Annotated in this window: 26 protein-coding genes and 1 pseudogene; 11 read left to right on the top strand and 16 right to left on the bottom strand. The window is 37.6% G+C overall.

Going from position 1 to position 22540, the window contains the following annotated elements; translation table 11 throughout:
- Positions 1-363 precede the first annotated feature (363 nt).
- Positions 364-1230, bottom strand: coding sequence for a nucleotidyltransferase-like protein (locus tag ACOZIR_RS25070; protein WP_045291955.1), 867 nt, complete (start codon positions 1228-1230; stop codon positions 364-366).
- A 222-nt stretch (positions 1231-1452) separates the two neighbouring features.
- Here ACOZIR_RS25070 and ACOZIR_RS25065 point away from each other — a divergent pair, with 222 nt between their 5' ends.
- Entirely contained in the window at positions 1453-1812 is a 360-nt protein-coding gene (locus tag ACOZIR_RS25065) for a YgzB family protein (protein ID WP_045291956.1), read from the top strand.
- Positions 1813-1834: 22 nt separating this feature from the next.
- On the opposite strand, the gene perR is transcribed toward ACOZIR_RS25065, so the two are convergent.
- From perR to ACOZIR_RS25035, 6 genes are all read right to left on the bottom strand, one after another.
- Complete coding sequence (gene perR / locus ACOZIR_RS25060) at positions 1835-2269, bottom strand: peroxide-responsive transcriptional repressor PerR (protein ID WP_013055172.1); 435 nt, start codon at positions 2267-2269, stop codon at positions 1835-1837.
- A gap of 254 nt (positions 2270-2523) precedes the next feature.
- A complete protein-coding gene (gene bcp, locus ACOZIR_RS25055; RefSeq protein ID WP_045291957.1) occupies positions 2524-2994 on the bottom strand; it encodes a thioredoxin-dependent thiol peroxidase in 471 nt (156 codons plus the stop codon).
- A gap of 69 nt (positions 2995-3063) precedes the next feature.
- Positions 3064-3456, bottom strand: coding sequence for an ion channel (locus tag ACOZIR_RS25050; RefSeq protein ID WP_045291958.1), 393 nt, complete (start codon positions 3454-3456; stop codon positions 3064-3066).
- 92 nt (positions 3457-3548) lie between these two features.
- Complete coding sequence (locus ACOZIR_RS25045) at positions 3549-4334, bottom strand: ABC transporter permease (RefSeq protein WP_057275247.1); 786 nt, start codon at positions 4332-4334, stop codon at positions 3549-3551.
- A gap of 9 nt (positions 4335-4343) precedes the next feature.
- Entirely contained in the window at positions 4344-5135 is a 792-nt protein-coding gene (locus ACOZIR_RS25040) for an ABC transporter permease (RefSeq protein ID WP_045291959.1), read from the bottom strand.
- Positions 5128-6141 (bottom strand): ABC transporter ATP-binding protein, encoded by a 1014-nt coding sequence (locus ACOZIR_RS25035; protein ID WP_045291960.1) that lies wholly within the window; start codon positions 6139-6141, stop codon positions 5128-5130. The genes ACOZIR_RS25040 and ACOZIR_RS25035 overlap by 8 nt, the downstream gene beginning before the upstream one ends.
- Before the next feature lie 202 nt (positions 6142-6343).
- On the opposite strand from ACOZIR_RS25035, the pseudogene ACOZIR_RS25030 reads away from it, so the two are divergent.
- Both ACOZIR_RS25030 and ACOZIR_RS25025 read left to right on the top strand, forming a co-directional pair.
- A pseudogene (locus ACOZIR_RS25030) lies at positions 6344-7740 on the top strand (aspartate aminotransferase family protein).
- A gap of 461 nt (positions 7741-8201) precedes the next feature.
- Positions 8202-9290, top strand: coding sequence for an FUSC family protein (locus ACOZIR_RS25025; protein WP_045291961.1), 1089 nt, complete (start codon positions 8202-8204; stop codon positions 9288-9290).
- A gap of 35 nt (positions 9291-9325) precedes the next feature.
- Here ACOZIR_RS25025 and ACOZIR_RS25020 read toward each other — a convergent pair whose 3' ends face one another.
- The 5 genes from ACOZIR_RS25020 to fabL all read right to left on the bottom strand — a co-directional run bounded on the left by ACOZIR_RS25020 (position 9326) and on the right by fabL (position 13569).
- The gene (locus ACOZIR_RS25020; protein ID WP_045291962.1) at positions 9326-11077 is read right to left on the bottom strand and encodes an ABC transporter ATP-binding protein; all 1752 of its coding nucleotides are present in this window, start codon (positions 11075-11077) and stop codon (positions 9326-9328) included.
- Positions 11078-11246: 169 nt separating this feature from the next.
- Positions 11247-11783: a nucleoside tri-diphosphate phosphatase gene (locus ACOZIR_RS25015; RefSeq protein WP_013055163.1), complete on the bottom strand. Its 537-nt coding sequence runs from the start codon at positions 11781-11783 to the stop codon at positions 11247-11249.
- A 195-nt stretch (positions 11784-11978) separates the two neighbouring features.
- Positions 11979-12239: a YgaB family protein gene (locus ACOZIR_RS25010; protein ID WP_421536014.1), complete on the bottom strand. Its 261-nt coding sequence runs from the start codon at positions 12237-12239 to the stop codon at positions 11979-11981.
- 189 nt (positions 12240-12428) lie between these two features.
- Entirely contained in the window at positions 12429-12722 is a 294-nt protein-coding gene (locus ACOZIR_RS25005) for a gamma-type small acid-soluble spore protein (protein ID WP_045291963.1), read from the bottom strand.
- Between the two features lie 97 nt (positions 12723-12819).
- On the bottom strand, positions 12820-13569 hold the full coding sequence (fabL, locus tag ACOZIR_RS25000; protein ID WP_016762867.1) for an enoyl-[acyl-carrier-protein] reductase FabL: 750 nt from the start codon (positions 13567-13569) through the stop codon (positions 12820-12822).
- Positions 13570-13685: 116 nt separating this feature from the next.
- Here fabL and ACOZIR_RS24995 point away from each other — a divergent pair, with 116 nt between their 5' ends.
- Complete coding sequence (locus ACOZIR_RS24995; protein ID WP_014461827.1) at positions 13686-13910, top strand: hypothetical protein; 225 nt, start codon at positions 13686-13688, stop codon at positions 13908-13910.
- A 33-nt stretch (positions 13911-13943) separates the two neighbouring features.
- On the opposite strand, the gene mutY is transcribed toward ACOZIR_RS24995, so the two are convergent.
- Positions 13944-15038: an A/G-specific adenine glycosylase gene (gene mutY, locus ACOZIR_RS24990; RefSeq protein ID WP_045291964.1), complete on the bottom strand. Its 1095-nt coding sequence runs from the start codon at positions 15036-15038 to the stop codon at positions 13944-13946.
- A gap of 239 nt (positions 15039-15277) precedes the next feature.
- On the opposite strand from mutY, the gene ACOZIR_RS24985 reads away from it, so the two are divergent.
- Complete coding sequence (locus ACOZIR_RS24985) at positions 15278-16258, top strand: metal-dependent hydrolase (RefSeq protein ID WP_028410120.1); 981 nt, start codon at positions 15278-15280, stop codon at positions 16256-16258.
- A 63-nt stretch (positions 16259-16321) separates the two neighbouring features.
- On the opposite strand, the gene ACOZIR_RS24980 is transcribed toward ACOZIR_RS24985, so the two are convergent.
- The gene (locus ACOZIR_RS24980; RefSeq protein WP_013055156.1) at positions 16322-16591 is read right to left on the bottom strand and encodes a YfhJ family protein; all 270 of its coding nucleotides are present in this window, start codon (positions 16589-16591) and stop codon (positions 16322-16324) included.
- Positions 16592-16726: 135 nt separating this feature from the next.
- On the opposite strand from ACOZIR_RS24980, the gene ACOZIR_RS24975 reads away from it, so the two are divergent.
- Positions 16727-16882 carry a small, acid-soluble spore protein K gene (locus ACOZIR_RS24975; protein ID WP_013055155.1) on the top strand — a complete coding sequence of 52 codons (156 nt, stop codon included), beginning with the start codon at positions 16727-16729 and terminating at the stop codon, positions 16880-16882.
- An 84-nt stretch (positions 16883-16966) separates the two neighbouring features.
- Here the strand turns inward: ACOZIR_RS24975 and ACOZIR_RS24970 are convergent, their stop codons facing one another.
- Positions 16967-17281: a YfhH family protein gene (locus ACOZIR_RS24970; protein ID WP_013055154.1), complete on the bottom strand. Its 315-nt coding sequence runs from the start codon at positions 17279-17281 to the stop codon at positions 16967-16969.
- A gap of 82 nt (positions 17282-17363) precedes the next feature.
- Between ACOZIR_RS24970 and ACOZIR_RS24965 the strand changes: the two genes are divergently transcribed.
- Positions 17364-18017: an SDR family oxidoreductase gene (locus tag ACOZIR_RS24965; RefSeq protein WP_328120309.1), complete on the top strand. Its 654-nt coding sequence runs from the start codon at positions 17364-17366 to the stop codon at positions 18015-18017.
- A 122-nt stretch (positions 18018-18139) separates the two neighbouring features.
- Here ACOZIR_RS24965 and recX read toward each other — a convergent pair whose 3' ends face one another.
- Positions 18140-18949, bottom strand: coding sequence for a recombination regulator RecX (recX, locus tag ACOZIR_RS24960; protein WP_421536013.1), 810 nt, complete (start codon positions 18947-18949; stop codon positions 18140-18142).
- Positions 18950-19047: 98 nt separating this feature from the next.
- Between recX and ACOZIR_RS24955 the strand changes: the two genes are divergently transcribed.
- From ACOZIR_RS24955 to ACOZIR_RS24940, 4 genes are all read left to right on the top strand, one after another.
- A complete protein-coding gene (locus ACOZIR_RS24955; protein ID WP_074682681.1) occupies positions 19048-19950 on the top strand; it encodes a TIGR01777 family oxidoreductase in 903 nt (300 codons plus the stop codon).
- Positions 19951-20010: 60 nt separating this feature from the next.
- Entirely contained in the window at positions 20011-21138 is a 1128-nt protein-coding gene (locus ACOZIR_RS24950; RefSeq protein WP_421536012.1) for an amidohydrolase, read from the top strand.
- A gap of 255 nt (positions 21139-21393) precedes the next feature.
- Positions 21394-21954, top strand: coding sequence for a GNAT family N-acetyltransferase (locus tag ACOZIR_RS24945; RefSeq protein ID WP_013055149.1), 561 nt, complete (start codon positions 21394-21396; stop codon positions 21952-21954).
- Between the two features lie 102 nt (positions 21955-22056).
- A complete protein-coding gene (locus tag ACOZIR_RS24940; protein ID WP_013055148.1) occupies positions 22057-22173 on the top strand; it encodes a YfhE family protein in 117 nt (38 codons plus the stop codon).
- The last annotated feature ends 367 nt before the right edge of the window (positions 22174-22540 follow it).

The following is a 22540-nucleotide window of genomic DNA, read 5'->3' as shown; positions in this document are numbered from 1 at the left end:
CAGGATCAAACTCTCCGAAGAAATGTTTGACTTGCTCAATTTAAAAATAAAAATTAACGTTGACGTTTGTCGCTTTGTTCAGTTTTCAAAGTTCAACCGCCGCTCTTAAGCGACTTTTTAATCTTACCAGCTTATCTCTTTCTTGTCAACAACTTTTTTAAGAAGTTTTTTCAAGTTTTTGATAAATTTAGTATCGCTCATCAGCGACGTATATAAATTTACCACGGATTTTTCAAAGCGTCAATAGATTTTTTAAAATAAATCGTGTTTTTTTAGAAAAACCTTTCATCTAGGCTATAAAGTCATATGTCAGGGTATCTATACGTGATAACCATACCGTATCAGATACCCTTTATCTCTCTATCATTTCGCCACATAGTGTCTATGGTACAAACTCTTTCCTTTGGTTTCTACTTTTCTTACCATGATGATATCTTTTTCAATTAAAAACTCAAGGAGTATTCCTAAATCAATAGCATAAGGGCGTATTTCGGGATGATGAACAAGTTCATTAAACGTCCATTCCTGCTTTTCACTTTTCATAATATGAACAAGATGCTTTGCACCCAATTCAGTTTTTTTATTTACTAGAAATTCACTTGCTAAGAAAAGCAGCTCTAAACGCTTGCTAACCTCTTCTTGGCTAATAATTAGCTCTTCATAAAGACGATGAATTTCAGGTTCTATTTTTTTCACTTGGTTCCATACTGTTACTTCTGGGTGAAATCCATTTTCCAACACAGACAGTCGTGCTAAATGATGAAGAGCATGAATGACATGATTGAATGCATCTAAATAATGATTAGACGCATAAAAGTCTTTTCCTTCTTTAAATCGGCGAATCAACTTAGCAAACTCGACACCTATTCTCTTTGTCCGATCTTCTCTAGGGAAATCAATTAAGCGGTTCTTTAAGTTTTCCATATATTCGTTTCGATCAAATAGCACTTTACCATTTAAGATCCAATCAATAATACGGCGGTTCGTCCCATTCATAATCCATTCACTCATTTGCTGTTCAGAAGCCATATAAAGTGCCGCACGCTCATTTTCATATTCGTATTGTTTAATAAAAAGAGAAGTTTCTGTGGTTTTGGTCACAATAAATAAGATAGCATCCAAATTATCCGTCACTGGAGATTCTGATTTCTTTTTTTCAATCAGTAAAATACCTAGTGTGTCTTTATTGCTAGCTCTTTCTTGATATATTGGCCGTAAAACATCTTCCATTTTGAGCTCTCCTAACTGTAATAGACAAATATTTTTCAAAATTTTAAAGGCTATGGACTAAGATTTCTTTTTTTATTATATACGATGTATAACGGATATCCCACTCAGAATTATGGAAATCATTCAGAAAGCTCAAAAACCAAAGATAATTTTCCGAAGATTCAATTTTTATCACCATTCACTGTCTCACTCTATGATATATTGGTAACAGGGGGGATACTGATGGGGATAAAGTATTCAAATAAAATTAACAAGATTCGCACGTTTGCACTCAGCCTGATCTTTGTTGGTTTCATTGTTATGTATGGGGGAATTTTCTTTCGGTCTTCAGTTTGGCTAATGACTATTTTTATGCTTCTGGGGTTGCTGTGCATCGTAGCTAGTACCGGCGTTTATTTCTGGATTGGCATGCTTTCTACAAAAGCGGTTCAAGTAACCTGCCCTACATGTCGAAAGCAAACCAAAATGCTAGGGCGTGTAGATATGTGTATGTATTGCAACGAGCCGCTTACGCTTGATCGGTCTCTTGAAGGAAAACAATTCGATGAAAAGTATAATAGAAAAAAACAAAAAGAAAGCTGATAGTATCACTACTATCAGCTTATTAATGCGCTTTTTTAGCCGTACAATCAGGACACGTTCCGTAAATTTCCATTCGGTGGTGACTAATATCAAAGTCTGTAATATGAGCAGCCAGCTTTTCTACTTCGTCTAAACCAGGATAATGAAAATCCACAATTTTTCCGCAGCTTTCGCAAATCACATGATAATGCTCTGTTGTAACATAATCAAACCGGCTTGATGCATCACCGTATGTTAGTTCCTTTACAATACCTACTTCGCGAAATACTCTTAAATTATTGTAAACGGTTGCTACACTCATATTTGGAAACTTACCTTCCAGCGCTTTATAAATGTCATCTGCTGTTGGGTGTGTCATGGAATTGATTAAATACTCTAAAATAGCATGACGTTGTGGTGTAATACGAACGCCAGTACCTTTTAACGTTTCAAGGGCTTCTTGTAAATGATTTGACACGTCATGCACCCCTCTTCTGTAAGTATTATTACTTTATAATTCTTATAATTAGTCTACATGTTTTACCCACGTTTTGTCAACTTGATGCCTATTCCTATTTTATGTAATAAGTAAAAACTATTCATATATTTTATGCAAAAAAAGAAGTGTGGAAATCAACCCACACTTTTAAATATATTAACATCTGAGGAGGTATGCCCTACACTGATATTGTATGTTCAAAGACTAAAACTGCTCTAGTTATCTGCCTGTTTTTATGCCATTTTTTCTTTAATAAATGATAAAGCTTCTTCCACATGCCCTTTTACTCGAACCTTGCGATACTCTTTTACGAGCGTTCCTTCTTTATTAATGATAAAAGTAGAGCGTTCAATGCCCATATATTCTTTTCCAAAGTTTTTTTTCAGTTTCCATACTCCATACTCTTCAGCTACGCTGTGATCTTCGTCAACTAAAAGTAAGAACGGAAGGCCGTGCTTATCAATAAACTTATGGTGTTTGTCGATTGGATCCGGGCTCACTCCTAGAATCACCGCATCTAGCTCTTCAAAATTTTCATGCTGATCTCTGAAATCACAGGCTTCTGTTGTACAGCCTGGCGTCATATCTTTCGGATAAAAATACAGCACAACGTTTTTTCCTTTCATCGACGCTAGTGATACTTGTTCTCCATTTGTAGACATCAATACAAAATCGGGTGCTTTTTCTCCAACTACAGCTGTCATATTTATCTTCTCCTTTACGCTTTTCATTTTCTCTGAATAGCGTACCCAATATTAGATAAGATGACAAGTTTAAGTGCGGGTAACAGTTCGCATCACAAAGATTGCAGGCATAATATAGCCGATAAACGCTTCAAAAGTTGCAAATAATTTCCCAACTCCAACCGGATACATATCTCCGTATCCTACTGAAAATAACGTCGCTGCGCTGAAATACATGCTGTTAAACAGCGTATAAAAATAATGACCTTCATGTTCAAACCCTCCGCTTAACACTGGAATGCTCCCCATCTCACACACTGTATAAATAAGGCTAAATCCCAATAAAACTGTGATATATGAATAAAACAAGACAAAGAAATGACCAATTGAGAAAAAATGAAATTCTCCAAGTTCTTTTTCAAAGAGAAACTTCATACTACCAATCACAAAAACAATGATAACGAGGATTAGAAAAATAACCATCATTCTACTCCTTTAACTTGTACTCTACTACCACTATACGCACGTTCTTGTCCATTCATTACTACTCCGAAGCCACGAAAAAGAGCAGGCATTTAATTGCCTGCTCCTCTGTATTTTTTGACACCTGTATTCCATAAGAAAATAGAGATTACAAAAAAGACGATTCCTATAACTGGGGTTAAAAATGCATATCCGTACCATTCTGACCTTCCTAAGAAATAAGCAGCTGGATATACGCCTACAAATGCAAATGGAAGAATCCACGTTAAAACATATCGGATGACATTATTATAAATATCTACAGGATACCTTCCGTAATTTCCAATATTATAAATAGTAGGCATAATAGAAGTTCTGGCATCCGACCAGAAGCCTATGCTTGCTAAGGCGATGAAAATTCCTGCGTATACAAGCGCTCCTCCTAAAATAAACAATAGAAAAATAAAAACATCATACCACTGGAAATGAAGATGTAAAGAAGACGCAGCGTAAGCCATTACTGCAATTCCTGTGATACCACCAAACAATGATTCTAGTTCCATCCGCTCTAAAATAACTTGAAACAAACTGTGAATCGGCCGCGTTAAGATTCGGTCCATTTCTCCTTTAACAATGTACCGCTCGTTGAAATCCCAAATATTAAAGAAAGACGAAAAAATAGCAAAAGGGACCAAAAAGAAACCATAAATAAAGATAATTTCCTCTCGTGACCATCCGTGCAGCGACTGAGTATGTCCAAATACAACTAAAATAAAAATCAAATTAACTGTTTGAAACAATAAGTCTGAAATGATTTCAACTACCATGTCGGTGCGATACTGAAGCCTGGTTTTCATATATTGACTAATGTACTGAAAGAAAATCGAAAAATAAAACATTTTCATAGACTACCCTCCTTGAATAACCATTTTTTTCTTCGCTATGTTCCACAAACATGCAATAGGGATAAATAGAAGTCCTGACCAAACTGCTTGTGTGATAAGAGCATTTATTATTTCCTGCCCTTTAAATCCATTTGTGAAAATCATGCTCGGAATATAACTAATGGCCTGAAAAGGGAAATAGCTCATAATATGTTGCGCCCAGAAAGGATAGAAACTGATGGGCAAAAGAAGTCCTGAAAACAAATCAATAACCACTCGCTTTGCTCGAATGAGCCCATCATTGTTAAAGAGAAAGAAAGTCGTAATACCCGTTAATAAATTAATTTGTGTATTAATAATGAAACTAAAAATTAAAGACAGTCCAAAATAAAGCCATGTTGCTGCATTTGCTGAGAACTGTACTGGAAATAAAAACGCGACAATAATCATACCTGGCACTGAGAAAAACAGCAACCGAAAAATCCCTTCTCCCAGTCCTTGCATTGTTTTCATACCAAGGTAGCTATAAGGCTTAATTAACTCTACTGCCACTTTGCCATCTTTAATTTCCATTGCCATTTCACGGTCAATGTTATTAAAATAAAAGGCTCTTGCCATCCATGAAACTGCTACATACGTTGTCATCTGGGTAATGGATAACCCTTGAATATTCTCTTTTCCTCCATAAATAGCGGACCATAAAAAGTAGTAAGCACCAATATTAATCGCATAAATCAATATTCCGCTGTAATAATTCGTCCGATACGCCAGCATCATTAAAAAGCGAATGCGTATCATCTCTATATATTTATCCATTCACAACACCTTCTTCATAAATGTTGCGGATGATTTCTTCCGTTGAAATTTCTTCAATGTTAATATCACTGATTTCATGTTTTGCCACCACTTTAGCAATCAGCTGTGACATTAAGTCTCCTTTATTTTGAAGCTGCGCTGTCCACAAATATTTTTGATCACCTTCAATCCAGTTAACAGGCATCCCTTGCGTCAATAGCTTCAACTGCTCTTGATTTGGAGCTGTTCCAAATTCAAACGTAACTTGTTTAAGGTCTCCCCAATTCGAACGCAGCTTTTGCAGTGATCCGTCATAAATAATACTGCCTTCATCCAGCATTACAACGCGTTCACATAAAGCTTCAATATCTGCTAAATCATGTGTCGTAAGTAAAATTGTCGTATTATACTTTTCATTAATTTCTTTTAAAAATTGGCGGATTTTTAATTTAACTAGTACATCTAAACCGATCGTCGGTTCATCTAGAAATAGAAGCGGCGGATTATGAATAAGAGCAGCAGCCAGCTCACAGCGCATTCTTTGACCTAGAGAAAGCTTTCGCACCGGCTTATCTAGCAGCGGTCCAATATCTAAAGTTTGAATAACGTGCTCCATATGAGCGTTATAATCTTCATCTGACACTTTGTATACTTTTTTTAACAAGCGGAAAGATTCTTGTACGGCAATATCCCACCACAGCTGAGAGCGTTGACCAAAAACAACTCCAATCGTTTGGGCAAACTTCTCCCTTTCTTTATGAGGGTTCATTCCATTTACGGTAATCTCGCCTGAAGTAGGAGTTAAGATTCCTGTCAGCATTTTGATTGTGGTCGATTTCCCCGCTCCGTTTTCTCCTATATAACCTACCATTTCCCCTTGTTTTACGGTAAACGAAATATCGTTCACAGCTTTCATGACTCTATAATTACGGGTAAATAAATCCCGGAATGCCCCTTTAAGGCCAGAGCGGCTAGAATAAGCTTTAAATTCTTTCCGAAGTTGATTCACCTCAATAGCATTTTTCATCGTATTCCCTCCGTTACGTCGACGTATTAGTGGTTTCTTTTATTGTTTCCGGCGCCCTTGCTAGCAACTCCTCCAAGAAACGAGGAACTATTTTCTAGCAGTTAGCTCACAAATTTCTATCATACACGTTCTCGAATGTTTTTCAAGAAACAAATAAGTTTGATAGAATAAAGAAGTTGAACTTTTTATTAGGAGGCATAACATGCAATTTACAAAATCAGAACAATTACACGCTGAAGCGCTCGAACATATTGTAGGCGGCGTTAACAGCCCTTCACGTTCATATAAAGCCGTGGGAGGCGGAGCACCTGTTGCAATGGAAAAGGCAAGCGGAGCTTATTTCTGGGACGTCGATGGAAATAAATATATTGACTATTTAGCAGCTTACGGTCCTATTATTACAGGACACGCTCATCCTCATATCACGAAAGCTATTACAAAAGCAGCTGAAACGGGTGTTCTTTACGGTACTCCAACTGCTCATGAAGTCACATTTGCTAAAATGCTCAAAGAAGCGATGCCCGCATTAGATAAAGTGCGCTTCGTCAACTCNGTGTTCTTTACGGTACTCCAACTGCTCATGAAGTCACATTTGCTAAAATGCTCAAAGAAGCGATGCCCGCATTAGATAAAGTGCGCTTCGTCAACTCTGGAACAGAAGCAGTTATGACAACGATCCGTGTAGCACGCGCTTATACTGGACGCGATAAAATTATTAAATTTGCAGGTTGCTATCACGGCCATTCCGACCTTGTATTGGTGGCAGCTGGATCTGGCCCTTCTACACTCGGAACTCCTGATTCTGCAGGTGTACCAAAAAGTATCGCTAATGAAGTCATCACAGTTCCTTTTAACGATATTGAGCCTTACAAGGAAGCATTAGAAAAATGGGGCGATCAGATTGCGGCTGTTTTAGTAGAACCAATCGTTGGAAACTTTGGAATTGTTGAGCCGGAACCTGGCTTTTTAGAACAAGTCAACGAATTAACTCACGAAGCTGGAGCACTTGTTATTTATGATGAAGTTATTACAGCGTTTCGCTTTATGTACGGCGGAGCTCAAGATTTACTTGGTGTAAAACCTGATCTGACTGCCTTTGGAAAAATCATCGGCGGCGGTCTTCCAATCGGAGCCTACGGCGGTAAAAAAGAAATCATGGAAAAAGTGGCGCCGCTTGGACCCGCTTATCAAGCAGGTACAATGGCAGGAAACCCAGCTTCTATTCTTTCTGGGATTGCTTGCCTGGAAGTACTAAAGCAAGAAGGCGTTTATGAACAGCTGGATAAGCTAGGGGCGATGCTCGAAGAAGGTATTTTAAAACATGCTCGTACATATAACATGCCTATTACGATTAATCGATTAAAAGGCGCTCTTACTCTCTACTTTACAACAGAAACGGTTAAAAACTATGAACAAGCAGAAAATACAGACGGCGAATTATTCGCACGCTTCTTTAAACTAATGCTCCACCAAGGTGTCAATTTAGCTCCTTCGAAGTATGAAGCATGGTTCCTTACTACAGCTCATACAGAACAAGATATTACCGACACATTAGAAGCAGTGGAAAAAGCATTTAAACAATTAAGTGAAGAACGCTAATTTTTATTCTAAAGAGGCTGAGATAAAAGGATTTTAAACGAAGTGAAAAACGAACCATTGATCAGGATGTTTGATTAGTGGTTCGTTTTTTTGTTAGGGTAAACGTAGGTTTCATGTATGTAGGTCTTTCTAGCAGTTGATTGGATTTATTTCGTTATATCTCGACCTCTTTTTCGTTTTACCTTTGGGTTTCCTTATAGAACATTCCCACCTTTCATAACCATTTCTTACGCGTCATCTCCTTTTTGTCAGCCTGTCGAAAAATCCCGAGAAATACCCTTATTTTTCTGCTTGTTTTCTCTTGATATCCATTCTTAAACCTTGTATAGTATGTTATTGTTTATATTATTTCCAACAGGTTATGTAATAAAGAAGGATTGATTTTTGCAATTTATCATTTGTTTTGGGGAACATTCTTCATAACGAAAAAACTTTTCTACAGAAAGGAACTACGAACGCACATGAAACTTGGTGCCCGCATCTTAAAAACGGGAATTGCCATTACACTTTCATTGTTATTAGGTGAATTTCTAAGTTTACCATCTCCAATATTTGCGGCAATTGCGGCAGTTTTTGCAATTCAACCGTCTATTTACAGATCTTATTTAACAATATTGGAGCAAATACAGGCGAATGTGATTGGAGCTGCTTCTGCAGTTTGTTTTGGACTTATTTTTGGTACCCATCCCATCATTATTGGTTTTACCGCTGTTGTTGTCATCGCAGTCAACTTAAAATTACGTATTAATAATACAATTGGGCTTGCGCTTGTGACAGTAATTGCAATCATGGAAAATCCAGGAGATAATTTCGTTGAATATGCGCTTATACGCTTTGGTACAGTGTTACTTGGGGTATTCTCAGCATTTATTGTCAATCTTATTTTTATTCCGCCAAAGTATGAAACAAGATTGTATTATAAAATTGTAAGCACAACGGAAGAAATTATTAAATGGATTCGCATGAACCTTTATCACGCATCTGAGCACACATTGTTAAAAGAAGACATTGAAAAAATGAAAGACAATGTGGCTAAAATGAATCAAATCTTTGATTTTTACAAAGAAGAACGCACCTATTCAACCAAAAAACGTTTTGTTAAGTCACGCAAGCTCGTTTTATTTCGTCAAATGATTACCGTAACAACACAAGCTCTTACAACCTTGAAACTACTTCACCGAGTAGAAAATGATCTTCAAGTCATGCCGCAGCAATTTCAAGATTTAATCAAATCTGAAGTTGAGTGCTTGTTAATGTATCATGAGCAAGTATTATTAAAATTCATTGGGAAATTACGCGTACAGCCAACCACTACTGTACCAAACGAAGCCTGCGTTGGAAAACGAGCTTTAATCGATAAATTTATGCAGTATAAAATATACGATAATGATGAAGAGAATAAGGTTATTTATCATATCTTTCCTTTAATTTCTGTCATTATTGAGTATAGTGAAGAGTTAGAACATCTTGATAAGCTGATTGATACGTTCCAAAACTATCACAAAGATGATAACTCATTTGATATTAATCATCAGCGACAAGAAGATTAAAAACGCCACCTATTGTTAGACAATAGGTGGTGTTTTTAAATTGTATCAAGCTGCTGAACGTTAAAGAGCTGATAGTAATGACCTTTTTTCTTAATTAACTCCTCATGAGAACCCCGTTCGACTACTCTTCCATTTTCTAAAAGTACAATTTCATCCACATGAGTAATTGTAGATAAACGATGGGCTACAATGAAGGTCGTACGGTCTTTTGCCAGTTCAGCTAATGCTTCTTGAATATAGTGCTCACTTTCCAAATCTAGCGCTGAAGTGGCTTCATCAAAAATAAGAATAGCTGGATTTTTTAAAAATACGCGCGAAATGGAAATGCGCTGCTTCTGTCCCCCCGATAGCTTCATTCCCCGCTCTCCCACTTTTGTATCATATCCTTCAGGCAAATTCATAATAAAATCGTGTGCATTTGCGGCTTTTGCCGCAGCGATTACTTCTTCATCTGTCGCTCCTGGCTTTCCAAGCAGTATATTATTTTTAACCGTGTCACTAAACAACACCGTATCCTGCAGAACAATTCCAATCTTATCTCGCAGGCTGCGTACTTTATAGGTTTTGATATCAATGTCATCAATGAGAATTTTCCCCTCTGTCACATCGTAAAAGCGCGGAATTAAGCTGATAAGCGTGGATTTCCCTCCTCCGCTCATTCCAACAAACGCAACGGATTTTCCTTTTTCTACATCTAAATTAATATCATGAATCACAGGTTTTTCTTCTTCTTCATAAGCAAATGAAACGTGCTCAAACTGAACTTTTCCATGAAGCTCAGTGCATTCTTTTGCATCTTTTTTGTCTGTAATATCGTATTCTTCATCAATGAACTCAAACACCCGGTCCATAGATGCAACAGACTGCGTGAGCGTAGTCGATGAATTGACCAAGCGGCGAAGCGGATTATACAAGCGGTCAATGTAGGCAACAAATGCTACCATCGTTCCTACGCTAAGACTTTCTGTGATGACTTGATATCCAGCAAATGTAATCACGATTAAAGGTGCCAAATCGGTAATAGTATTCACTACTGCAAATGTTTTTGCATTCCAATTCGTATGATTGATTGCTTTTTGTAGAAAATTTGAATTTTGCTTATCAAATTGTTTCTGCTCATGAGGCTCAATAGCAAAGCTGCGAATAACAGAGATTCCTTGAACTCTTTCATGTAAGTGACCCTGCACTTCCGCTAAAGCCTGCGAACGGACTCTGGTTAAATGGCGCAGACGGCTGTAAAAATATTTTACAGAGAACGCATAAACCGGCAGCAAAATAATCGATACTAGTGTTAAAGGCACATTCATCGTAAACATAATCACAATGGCTATTACAATCGTCATCATATCAAGCCATACATTCATTAAGCCTGTGATAACAAAGTTTTTTGTTTGCTCTACATCATTGATGACTCGTGAAATCACTTCACCCGCTCGAGTATTTGCATAGTAACGTAAGCTAAGCTTTTGAATATGGCTAAACAGCTGATCCCGAATATCATATAATACTTTGCTCGATACCCACTGAGCATAATACTGCCTGTAATATTCAATGGGAGGCCTTAACACTAAAAATATAACAAACGAAATTCCCATAATCGTCACCATTTTATGAACTTTTTCAGCGGAAGACATGCCATGTCCATTTACGATATCGTCCAAAACATATTTCAAAAGCAGCGGAATTAATAAAGGAATAGCAAATTTAATAATACCAATTAATACAGTGCCGACAATTTGCCATTTATATGGCTGTACAAACTTCATGTAGCGTCTTATACTTCCCATAAAATCTCCCCTTTCTATCTATGAGGGCAAGCTTTCTTAGTATATGTACACGCGTCGATTTTTTAGTGCTTTTATCTCTTCTAAAAGATGGTGAGCATAACGCCAAAAAGAACATTATATCAAACAGTCAGCTTTAGACGGCCTAACATAATGTTCTCTAGATCATTCATCAAGAATGCCGATATGTTAAAAAGCGCTCATACCAAATGTCAATGAAATCTGGAGCAAACGGGCCTTTTCGCTGTCGAATCCAACCTTTTAACTCCTCTACGTGATTATGTAAAATACGGTCAATCACTTCTGGATAATTCATTTCTTTTCGATGCTTCTCATATTCATCTTCATCAAGAAGGGTGTATGTCATATCTGGGTAGACTTTGATATCTAAATCATAATCAATATATTTGAGCGCTTCATTGTCATCATAAATGAACGGCGAACTGATATTGCAGTAATAATAAATTCCATCTTCACGGATCATCCCAATGACGTTAAACCACTGCTGAGCATGAAAATAACAAATTGCAGGCTCTCTTGTGACCCATGTTCGTCCATCTGATTCTGTAACGACCGTGCGATCATTTCCTCCAATCACTAAGTTATTGGTTGCTTTTAATACGGTTGTCCGATCCCACACGCGATGAATATGTCCATTATGCTTGTAGCTGTGTATTTGAATTGTTTCTCCTTCCACCGGAATTCCCATCTCCAATACCTACTTTCATTTTAGCACTTAAAAAAATTCATATAACGTCTCCATTTGTCTTATGTTTATTATAACGGTTTCTCTCTCATTTTAACACAAATGTGCTAACCTTCTTGATTTCAAAAAAGTCACTTCCCCTACTTTTCCTTTGCTTGACAGCCTTAAAAAAGAGAGGAAGTGACCCATCAATGTTCATTAAGCAAGTGTAGAGCAAGCCCCTTCACTTTTATATGTACGAATAATGTCTTCGGTTTGTGCTTCAAACGTCAATTGAATCTCTTTTAATTTTAGCTTCATTTCACTAATTTCATACTGCACAGAATGAAGTTTTGCTTCTTCATGAAGTTTTATTAGTTCACCTTCAATTTCCTGACAGCGCTCAATCTCAGACTGCAAAAACAGAAGTTGATCCATGGTCTCCAATTGTTGAGTCACTAGCTGATCAAATTTTTTCATACGATAGCTCCTCCCTATTTGCTTTAACCATACACGCGGCACTTCTGTTAACATTCTGTTTAGGTGATCCAGATTCCTTTGACGAGCTGTGTAAAGTTTCAAGAAGTTTTGTCATACTTTGTTGCTTTTTATATAAGAAAAAGCGAACTTAACATCGCCGTATGAAAGACGTTAAGTTCGCTTTTGATATTAACCTTGGTATTTACCAGAGTTTTGGTTTTTCTTTGCTTCAGCTTGTGCGTTTTGTTGTCTCACTTCTTGAGCACTTGTTTCGCTAGCAAATTCAGTACCGAAGTTGTTTTTAGATGCTTGAGCATTTTGGCTTTTGTTTGCCGCTGCTTGAGCATTTTGTTGTTTCACTTCTTGTACATTTGTTTCGCTACCAAATTCAGTACCGAAGTTGTTTTTAGATGCTTGAGCATTTTGGTTTTTCACGTGTTGTGTGCTTGTACCAGATGCTGTTTTGTTTGTTTGTTTTGCCATTGTAATCACCTCCACGAAAATTAATATGCCCGGGAGGTAAATAGCGTATGCAAACTTTTTTCAGTATTTTAAAGCGCAAGCACAAAATACATTTACCTTACATTAAAAGTGAACGCCCTCCGTCAATAATAAGCGTTTGGCCGCAAATCATATTTGCTTGATCGGAGACTAAGAACATTACTGCATCTACCATGTCTTTTGGCTCCACCATACGACCAGCTGGAGTATGTTTGCGCGCATCATCTAACAGTTCATCACGATTTGGGAAATGCTTTAATGCTTCTGTATCCACAGCACCTCCAGATACAGCATTTACCACAATATTCTTTGGAGCAAGCTCCACTGCTAAATAGCGGGTCAATGCTTCTACAGCAGCTTTTGACACGCCTACTGTTGTATAATTTTCTAAATAGCGAATAGAACCAAGCGAACTGATGGTAACAATCTTTCCTCCGCCTACTTTTTCCATACGTTTAGCCGCTTCTTGTGCACAGAATAAATACCCTTTACTATTGATGTCCATTGTCCAATTCCAGTGAGTTTCTTCTAATTCCATAATAGGACGTAAAACCCCTGAAGCCGCATTACTTACAAATACGTCTAAGCGACCGAATGCTTCATCAATTTGTTCAAACATTTCTTTAATTTTTTCTACTTTTCCTACGTTTGCTTTAACAACTAATGCTTCTCTGCCTAATGCTTTGATTTCTTCCGCTACTTCCTGCGCTGCACTTTTGCTTCGTGCATAGTTTAATACAATATCGTATCCTTCTTTAGCCAGACGTAAGGCAATCTCTTTACCAATACCTCTGCTGCTTCCCGTAACTAGTGCTACCTTTTGTGACATGATGTCATCTCCCTTATGTATCATATTATCTTTACATTGTACTGATTTTATCGCATAAGAAACAAGTAATATAGGGAAAATAGATAAAACTTGATAAAATGAACGAGGTGAATAGAATGTATGTAGGTAGAGACATGACGGCTCTTTCAATGATTTCTAAAAGCGAGTGGAAAGACAGCGAGCTTGCGTTTTTCCATCACTCTTTACAGCAAATGACGCCGTATTTAAATGCTGAAGGACAAAGTATTCATCAGCAAATTATTAAAGAAATTGAAGCACGGGGCGGGTTACAGCGCCACGAAGCAGATTATACACACGGCACACATGTTTCATATGATTAAATAAAAGAAGCGCGGAGTTTATCCACGCTTCTTTTATTTAACAAGTAAATATTCTTTTAAGATTTTTTGATGGGAAACAGGAAATGCATATTGTTCTAAATCTTTTTCAGAAACCACTTTCAAATTTTTTAATGCACTGATATCACTTACAAGCTCTGCCTCATATACTGTGACGTTCCAGACGATATGAGAAAACACGTGCTGAATTGTGGTAAACGGCGCATTAATTTTAATATCAGCTCCGTACTCATTTTGAATAAATGCCTGAAGCTGCTGATGATCTGGCGCTATACTAAGATCTACTTCTATATTTGGAAATTCCCATAGGTTAGCTAAAAGTCCTTTGCTTGGACGCTTATGAATCAGATAATTTCCTTCACCGTCTTTAACCACCGCTGCAGCAAGCTGAAGAGCACGCGGCGCTTTTTTCTTTGATTTAACAGGAAGCTCATTTTGCACCCCTTCTTCAAAAGCGCGGCAATGTTCGCGAACTGGACATAACAAACAGGAAGGAGAAGTTGGTGTACAGACAATGGCACCCAGCTCCATCATGCCTTGATTGAAATAAGAAGGATTATCTTTTGAAATAATTTCATGCACGATTTCTTCAAACAGCTTTCTTGTTTTCGGTTTTGCAATATCATCCCAAACGGATAAAATGCGCGATAGCACACGCATGACATTTCCATCTACAGCAGGCTGCGGCACTCCGTATGCAATACTTAAAATGGCCCCTGTTGTATAAGGACCCACTCCTTTTAGTTTGGAGATTTCTGCTGGCGTATTTGGAACTTCTCCCCCGTATTGTTCGTGAACTTCTCGAACCGCGGTTTGCAAATTACGGGCGCGGGAATAATAGCCTAATCCTTCCCACGCTTTTAACACATCATCTTCATTCGCATAAGCTAAGTCTTTGATAGTGGGAAATTTGCTAATAAAATTATTAAAATAAGGAATAACCGTATCTACTCTTGTTTGTTGAAGCATAATTTCAGATACCCACACCTTGTAAGGGTCCTGATCTTGACGCCAAGGTAAAATGCGCTGTTCCTGTTCAAACCAAGAGATTAAGTCATTTTGAAATGCTCGAATATCAAAATTTTGTACAATATCTTTACTTTGTTTCACGTCATAGCCTCCGAGGTATTAACTATACATATACAATGTGTTGCTTTTTGAATCTTAGTAACTTTATGATAACCTTATAACAACTACAAATATGAATAGTAAAATGAATTGTTCAAATAATGAATAAAAACAGCCAATTTGCTGCGTTAATAATAAAACAAGATTTTTTGCTTTAAATCAAGCTTTCATGTTGAATTAGAATAATCTAAGATCGTCATCTTACAAAGGAGGAGTTCGCTCTGGATACTGGTACACACATTGCAATGGGAATCGCTCTGGGCGGCCTTGCAACATTAGACCCCACTGTATCTGCGAATACAGCCACAATGGATGCTGTGATGATTGGCGTAATGGCCGGGTCATTAGCACCTGATTTAGACACTGTTTTAAAGCTGCGAAACAATGCACAGTATATCCGCAATCACCGTGGAATTACACATTCTATCCCAGCTGTTATTTTATGGCCTTTGCTTATCGTGCTCATTCTTTCGCTTCTGCTGCCAGGAGCTAACTTGCTGCATCTATGGATGTGGACCTTTGCAGGCGTCATTATTCACGTTTTTGTTGATATCTTTAACGCTTATGGGACGCAGGCTTTACGGCCTTTCACAAATAAATGGATTGCGCTTGGCGTAATCAACACGTTTGATTACGTGATTTTCTCAGCTCACGTACTTGCGATTTTAATTTGGTTTATTGGAGCAGAGCCAGGACCAACATTTATTACGCTGTATGTGTTATTGGCGTTTTACTATGGACTGCGCTTTTATATGCGCCATCAAATCGCCAAAAAGCTTCGAAAACAGTTTCCTGATGTAATCAAGCTCAATATCTCCCCCACAATGCGTTTCACTCACTGGCACTTAGCCGTGACGACCGAAAAGTATTTTCATGTAGGAAGAGCAATCGGAGAAGAAATTTTCATTTATGATACGTTTGATAAAGTTCCAATTCCTGAATCGGCCGTAATCGAAGTAGCGAAAAAAGATGAAAACTTATCTGCTTTTCTTTCCTTTTCACCTATTTACAGATGGGAACTGGACGAATACAACGACCATATTGAAGTGCGCTTTATTGATTTACGCTACCGCAGCAAAGATTACTATCCATTTGTAGCCGTAGTCCAGCTTGATTACGACTTAAATATTATTTGTTCGTACACTGGTTGGATTTTCAGTGAGAAAAAATTGCGTAAAAAGCTTGATTACCTCCCGCACTAATCATAACAAGAACAAATATGAAACCCAAAAACGAACCGTCTTGAGAAGACGGTTCGTTTTTATTTAATGTTTTAAATAGTCATCGTTATTTAATAAATGCTGATATTTAGGGTTTTTAACCGCGATTTCATGAAGTTTGTCGCCGTAGCTGTTGATGTACATCGTAACAACCTTTTCCGTCGCTTCTTTCCCTTTATAATCATATCCTGCTTTTGCGTAAGACGACTCAAAATCTTCCCAGAAAAGTTCAACCCAAGTGCGCGCTTGAGCGTATGAGAGCGAACTGTTTTTATTTAATAGCTGATTCGTTAATCTTTCAAATATATCGTTCATAAGAACACCTCGATTACCAAAATTCTTTATGAGTATGTTTGCACTTTTAACTTACACTATAAATGCGGAGTTATTCACTCCCTCATGTACTATATCATAACCGCAACGCTTTCTGTTGTAAAAGGAGAGGTATCGATGCGCAATAAAGCAAAAGATTTTCCAAACCAACATCATACTAAGTTTGAAGGCGAACCTCGAGCAAAAGCTGAATACGCTTCAAAACGTGCAAATGGAACAATTAACACGCACCCTCAAGAACGTATGCATGCTTCTAATGAGCGCGAAGAATAACCGCTTGCTTTATTTATTTGTTTAAAAATAAAATGAATATAGAAATCAAACAAGCAGCACACTTCGTGCTGCTTGTTCGTCCCTTTATTTTTTCAACATGGAAATAGGCAATGCCTCTTCGTTTTGCGGTGAGCCAAGTCTAAACCCCCACGCAAAAACTCCGTTCATATAATCAATTTTAAAATATGAACCCGGATCTCCTTGAATTTCATATACTTCCCCTGCTTTAAACGTTTCAGGATCCAATAAATACGATCTAGCCATTGTTACTTTTCTTTCTAATACTGCATACTCATTGACCATGCCAAGCTGTTCAGCTTTTCGTGCTTTTTCTTGAAGAGACCCAATTTCTTGTTGAAGTTCATACGTCGTCATATCACTGTAACGTTTTTCAGACATGCTGTTTTCCCCCTTGGTTGCTTTCATTTTATTATAACAAAAGGTATAACTAAAGGGAGACTATGAAAAGGGAGTTTTGGGAATGAAAACAGTATTAATCACGGGCGGTGCGACGGGTCTTGGAAAAGAACTCGCAAAACTTTACGCAAAAGACTACAACGTCATTCTAGCTGGACGCAATCAACAGAAATTAACTGAGGCGCAGCATGAGCTGGGAGACAACGTATATACGATGTCTGTAGATATTACACAGCATGAAGAAGTAGGAAAATCTGTAGAAAAACTGCTGATGCAGCATTCAGTAGATATCCTTATCAACAATGCAGGCATTGGACATTTTGGTCCTTTGACAGATTATACAAAACAAGCAATCGATGAAGTCATCGATACAAATATAAAAGGAACTATTTTTTTAACGCAAGCGCTTATGCCTCATCTCTTGACGAGACCTGATCCTAAAGTTATAAATATCATTTCAACTGCAGGACTTCGCGGAAAAGCTAATGAAAGCGTCTATGTGGCAAGCAAATTTGGCTTAAGAGGATTTACAGAAAGTTTAAAAGTAGAGTATCAAAATACCAGCCTTCATGTGATTGCAGCTTATATGGGAGGCATGAATACTCCTTTTTGGGATCACAACAACCACATTAAAGATAAAAGCCGCTTGCGCTCGGCTTCAGAAATTGCTGAGATTATTTATAAACAGCAGAATGACTCAGAAGACATTTTGTTTTAAAGAAAGAGTGAAACCTACGTTAACGTTAACCATGAAAAAATCCGAACGAGTTGGATTCTCCATCAAGAATCTCGATTCACCGTTCGGATTTCCCTTCAACTAACGTACTTTTTCCTCCACCTCTACTCCTCTTCAATAGAGTCTAGAAATGATTGAATTTGATCAATGGAGAATCCTTTTCTATAAAGAGCCTGCTTCATTTTTTGCTGATATTCCCAGCCTTCATGCTTTGAAAAACGACGATGAGCTTTCATTCCTTGATATTGCAGAGCTTCCCAAACCTCATCGCTTTCTTTTTCTGTATCCGTTCGCTGAAATGCTTCTTGAATAACAGAAAACGAATAGCCCTTCACTGCCAATGCTTGTTCCATTTTTTGTTTCATCATTACTTGAGATAATTTTTTATATTTTCCTTTTAACTTTTCAATTAATTTTACAGCAGTTTGAATTTGCTGTTCTTCAGGGTATTCACATAAACTAAGGGTAATAATGGAATCAGAAATCCCCTTTTCTTTTAATTCTCTTTGAATCACATTTGGTCCTTTTGATTTCGTGTTCATCTGAGTTAACACAAATGCTTTTGCAAACTCTTCATCATTTAAATAACGATGGCTGACTAGTTTCTGAATAACTTGTTGAATAATAGTAGAGTTAATTTCTTTTTTCTTTAAATAATCATGTACCTCTTTTTCAGAGCGCATTCGATAAGATAAGTAAGTGATCGCTAAATTATAAGCTTTTTTCTCATCATCTGCGTACTGAATTTCCGTTAATTCAAATTCATCAAGCTCACGACCTTTTTTTAAGTCATATTTGATGAGGACATTTTCGTCAACGCCAAAGCCAAACTCTTCACCTTTACCGTAATCTAAATACACATTATAACGTTCACCGCTATTCTTTTGCGTTGTGATCTTTGTGACAACAGGCATACACCTTCACCTCATATTTCTTATTTAAATTGATGGCTGAAGAACCGCCAAACGTATCATACACATTTTTATTTATCTCAATAAAGGAGGAAGTTCGTATGAAAATTGTTATTGCTGGAGGAACTGGATTCGTAGGTAAAGCTTTAACAAAACATTTTTTAACACAAAAACATTATGTATATATTTTAACACGCAATGCAGACAAAGCTGCAAGAGATCCGAAACTTAAATATGTAGAGTGGATGCAAGAAAACAGCCAACCTGAAGAGCATGTAGAAGGAGCAGACGTTTTTATCAATTTAGCTGGCGTTTCACTTAACAGTGGCCGCTGGACGGACGAGCGCAAAAAAGCCATCGTGGAAAGTCGCCTTTCTTCTACTCAAGAAATCCTTCGCATTATGGCTGCCTTACCCGCAAAGCCGTCACTTTACGTAAATGCAAGCGCCGTTGGTTATTACGGGACATCAACGAAAGAAACGTTCACAGAAGCTTCTCCATCCATCGGCACAGACTTTTTAGCTGAAACGGTAAAAAAGTGGGAAAACGAGGCCCTAAAAGCTATGGAACTCAATATTCGTACTGTCTTAACAAGATTTGGCGTTATATTAGGAAAAGATGGCGGAGCACTTCCTTCTACGGCCCTTCCCTATAAATTATTTGCAGGAGGAACAGTCGGTTCCGGAGAACAGTGGATGTCTTGGGTACATCTTCAAGACGTCGTGAAGATCATTGATTATTGTATTCATACCGAACAAATAGAGGGACCTGTTAATGTAACGGCCCCCAACCCCGTTCAAATGAAAGAGTTTGGAAAGACGATTGGAAAAGTATTGAATCGTCCTCACTGGATGCCCGTACCTAGCTTTGGCCTTCAGCTGCTGATGGGAGAAATGAGTATGATTATTTTAAAGGGACAGCGCGTTTTACCTGAAAAATTGATTCAACAGAATTACATTTTTACATATACTGTATTAGAAGATGCATTGCGAGATTTACTCTAGTTATTTTCTGTTATTTCCCTAAAACAGGTGACTAAGCTGCCGATAGATAGGAGTAACTTTATGAAAACCATTCTCTTGAAAAATGCAACGCTCTATCCTATTACGTCAAATCCTATTTATAATAGTGATGTGCTCATTCAAGATGGAAAAATTGTTTTAATTGGGCCAAACTTGCAGCCACCTCTTCGAGTAGAAGTCATTGACTGCAAACAGCGTTATTTATTCCCTGGATTTATTGATGTTCATACACATCTAGGATTATATGATGAAGGAACCGGCTGGGCCGGGAATGATGCTAACGAAACCATTGAACCTATGACTCCACATATCCGAGCTTTTGACAGTGTACATCCTTTAGATCCTGGGTTTAAAGATGCCATTGAAGCGGGTATTACGTCTGTACACATTATGCCTGGAAGTGCAAATGTGATCGGAGGTACAACGTCCGTTATTAAAACAGCCGGAACAAGCATTTCTCAAATGTTGATTCAAGAGACAGCTGGACTTAAGATTGCGCTAGGAGAAAATCCAAAACGAATTCACAGCCATGGTAATAAAGAATCGATTACACGAATGGGTATTATGGGGATGCTGCGAGAAGCCTTTTATCATGCAAAAAGCAGTGACAATAAAAATGATTTGCGCATCAAACCGCTCATTCAAGCACTGAATAGAGAGATTCCCGTTCGAATTCATGCTCACCGAGCGGACGATATTCTATCAGCCCTGCGCTTAGCAGATGAATTTCATTTAGACGTTCGTATTGAACACTGTACAGAAGGCCATTTAATTGCTAAAGAGCTGGGTGGAAGAAATTTAAAAGTGAGCGTAGGACCAACTTTAACACGCCGCTCAAAGATTGAACTTAAGAATAAAACGTGGAAAACCTATCAAGCTCTTTGCAATGAAGGAGTAGAAGTTTCCATTACAACAGACCACCCTTATACACCTATTCAGTACTTAAATATTTGTGCATCCATTGCCGTACGTGAAGGACTCGAAGAACAAAAAGCATTAGAAGGCATCACGATTGCTGCTGCTCGGAATCTCCGTATTGATCATCGAATCGGCAGTATCGAAGCAGGAAAAGACGCCGACTTAGTGCTATGGAGCCATCATCCCTTTCACTACCTAGCAAAGCCTATTTTCACCATGATAGATGGTAAAATATTATTTAAAAAAAATTAACATTTTACCTATTTTCTTTTTTTATTTTTTTTAGTATGATACGTTTAGAAGCATGTGAATTTCACAAAAGCATAAACATCACACGTTGACTTTTTATGTTTGTTGACTTGTAATGGGAAGGCAAATGGTGCGCCACCAGGTAACTGGTTCTAGTGGGTTCGATTCCCACCCCGAAATTTTTTTAATTATTAAAAAATTTCGAGGGTGGGGACTTGATTGGAGTCTGTATATACCCTCGATCAGGAGGGAAAAGTTATGTTAAAAAAACGTGACCTAAATGACTGTCAATCTCTATACGAACTCATGGTACATCCTGATGTCTTCCCTTTTGTTCGTCATAAAGCCCATTCCTATGAAGAATTTTTATTTGTGACTAAACAAACGATGGAAGCAGAAGATCATGGAGAAATTATTTCTCGCACGATTTTAGATGAATGGGGTAACCCTATCGGCACCATTAATTTATTTGATGTACAGGACCAAGCTGGTTTTTTAGGCACTTGGCTTGGCAAACCGTTTCATGGAAAAGGATATAATCAAATTGCAAAAGAAGCGTTCTTTAATGAACTGTTCTTTGAGTTAAATATAGAGCGAATTTTTATGCGAATTCGTAAAATCAATATCAGGTCTATTAAGGCTGCCGAAAAACTGCCTTATGCAGTACTTGCGAATGAAACACACAAAGCTTTATACGATGAAATTAATCAACATGAAGACGTATATGATTTATACGAAATTCCAAAAGACTTGTATACATTATACTACCTGCGTCACGAACAAGACGTTCAAGAAGATCACCAGCTTAAAGAAGCGTAAGAGTCTCTCCGTTACACGGAGAGCTTTTTTTTATGATTAAAAACGAGAGATTCTGGAAAAAATAAGTAGCATGATCGAAAAACGTTAATTGGAGGTTTTTTTATGTCTGAAAAGAAACGAAAAGAAAACGCAAAAAATACGTTAAGTAGCGCTCAAGAAATCTATTACGGCCGCGAGTTTAAAAAAGCGGATCGTGCAGGCGGCTACACGAAAAAATAAGTGAGGCAAAACATCTCTATCCAACGCTTGATCATCCCAACGTCCTTTCTGTACACTGTGTATCGGAAGGACGTTTTATATTATGTAAAGATAATAACACGAAGATTCTATGCGTATGATTTACGTTTTTTTAATAATCTACTATATCCACAAAGTTTACCCACAATTATGTGGATAATGTGCATAACTTTATCGGATATGTATATTACCGCTTTCATAACTTGAAATGACAGTGGGTAATTTTTATGTAAATTTTCTGAAAAAATGTGAATAATGTGGATAAAGTTGTGAATATCCTATACAATTCAGCAGTTAACTTCTTGTTAACCTGTGGATATCTTCTTTAGCGCTTTCGTTTGTTTTAGTA

The organism is Priestia sp. D3YE.R1 (assembly GCF_049199565.1).
GTDB classification, from domain to species: domain Bacteria; phylum Bacillota; class Bacilli; order Bacillales; family Bacillaceae_H; genus Priestia; species Priestia aryabhattai.
This window is presented reverse-complemented; position numbering and strand designations above follow the sequence as displayed.

Excerpts from the sequence above, each read along its gene's own strand:
- ACOZIR_RS24980 (WP_013055156.1), bottom strand. The coding sequence starts at position 16,591 with ATGAACGATATATTTGAAAGATTAACGAATCAGCTATTAAATAAAAAC.
- ACOZIR_RS24995 (WP_014461827.1), top strand. The coding sequence starts at position 13,686 with ATGTATGTAGGTAGAGACATGACGGCTCTTTCAATGATTTCTAAAAGC.
- ACOZIR_RS25040 (WP_045291959.1), bottom strand. The coding sequence starts at position 5,135 with ATGGATAAATATATAGAGATGATACGCATTCGCTTTTTAATGATGCTG.
- bcp (WP_045291957.1), bottom strand. The coding sequence starts at position 2,994 with ATGACAGCTGTAGTTGGAGAAAAAGCACCCGATTTTGTATTGATGTCT.
- ACOZIR_RS24955 (WP_074682681.1), top strand. The coding sequence starts at position 19,048 with ATGAAAATTGTTATTGCTGGAGGAACTGGATTCGTAGGTAAAGCTTTA.
- fabL (WP_016762867.1), bottom strand. The coding sequence starts at position 13,569 with ATGTCACAAAAGGTAGCACTAGTTACGGGAAGCAGCAGAGGTATTGGT.
- ACOZIR_RS25050 (WP_045291958.1), bottom strand. The coding sequence starts at position 3,456 with ATGGTTATTTTTCTAATCCTCGTTATCATTGTTTTTGTGATTGGTAGT.
- ACOZIR_RS25005 (WP_045291963.1), bottom strand. The coding sequence starts at position 12,722 with ATGGCAAAACAAACAAACAAAACAGCATCTGGTACAAGCACACAACAC.
- ACOZIR_RS24965 (WP_328120309.1), top strand. The coding sequence starts at position 17,364 with ATGAAAACAGTATTAATCACGGGCGGTGCGACGGGTCTTGGAAAAGAA.
- ACOZIR_RS25015 (WP_013055163.1), bottom strand. The coding sequence starts at position 11,783 with ATGGGAATTCCGGTGGAAGGAGAAACAATTCAAATACACAGCTACAAG.
- ACOZIR_RS25035 (WP_045291960.1), bottom strand. The coding sequence starts at position 6,141 with ATGAAAAATGCTATTGAGGTGAATCAACTTCGGAAAGAATTTAAAGCT.
- ACOZIR_RS24970 (WP_013055154.1), bottom strand. The coding sequence starts at position 17,281 with ATGTCTGAAAAACGTTACAGTGATATGACGACGTATGAACTTCAACAA.
- recX (WP_421536013.1), bottom strand. The coding sequence starts at position 18,949 with ATGCCTGTTGTCACAAAGATCACAACGCAAAAGAATAGCGGTGAACGT.
- ACOZIR_RS25025 (WP_045291961.1), top strand. The coding sequence starts at position 8,202 with ATGAAACTTGGTGCCCGCATCTTAAAAACGGGAATTGCCATTACACTT.
- ACOZIR_RS24940 (WP_013055148.1), top strand. The coding sequence starts at position 22,057 with ATGTCTGAAAAGAAACGAAAAGAAAACGCAAAAAATACGTTAAGTAGC.
- ACOZIR_RS25045 (WP_057275247.1), bottom strand. The coding sequence starts at position 4,334 with ATGTTTTATTTTTCGATTTTCTTTCAGTACATTAGTCAATATATGAAA.
- ACOZIR_RS25020 (WP_045291962.1), bottom strand. The coding sequence starts at position 11,077 with ATGGGAAGTATAAGACGCTACATGAAGTTTGTACAGCCATATAAATGG.
- ACOZIR_RS24950 (WP_421536012.1), top strand. The coding sequence starts at position 20,011 with ATGAAAACCATTCTCTTGAAAAATGCAACGCTCTATCCTATTACGTCA.
- ACOZIR_RS24945 (WP_013055149.1), top strand. The coding sequence starts at position 21,394 with ATGTTAAAAAAACGTGACCTAAATGACTGTCAATCTCTATACGAACTC.
- ACOZIR_RS24975 (WP_013055155.1), top strand. The coding sequence starts at position 16,727 with ATGCGCAATAAAGCAAAAGATTTTCCAAACCAACATCATACTAAGTTT.
- ACOZIR_RS25065 (WP_045291956.1), top strand. The coding sequence starts at position 1,453 with ATGGGGATAAAGTATTCAAATAAAATTAACAAGATTCGCACGTTTGCA.
- ACOZIR_RS25070 (WP_045291955.1), bottom strand. The coding sequence starts at position 1,230 with ATGGAAGATGTTTTACGGCCAATATATCAAGAAAGAGCTAGCAATAAA.
- ACOZIR_RS25010 (WP_421536014.1), bottom strand. The coding sequence starts at position 12,239 with ATGAAAAAATTTGATCAGCTAGTGACTCAACAATTGGAGACCATGGAT.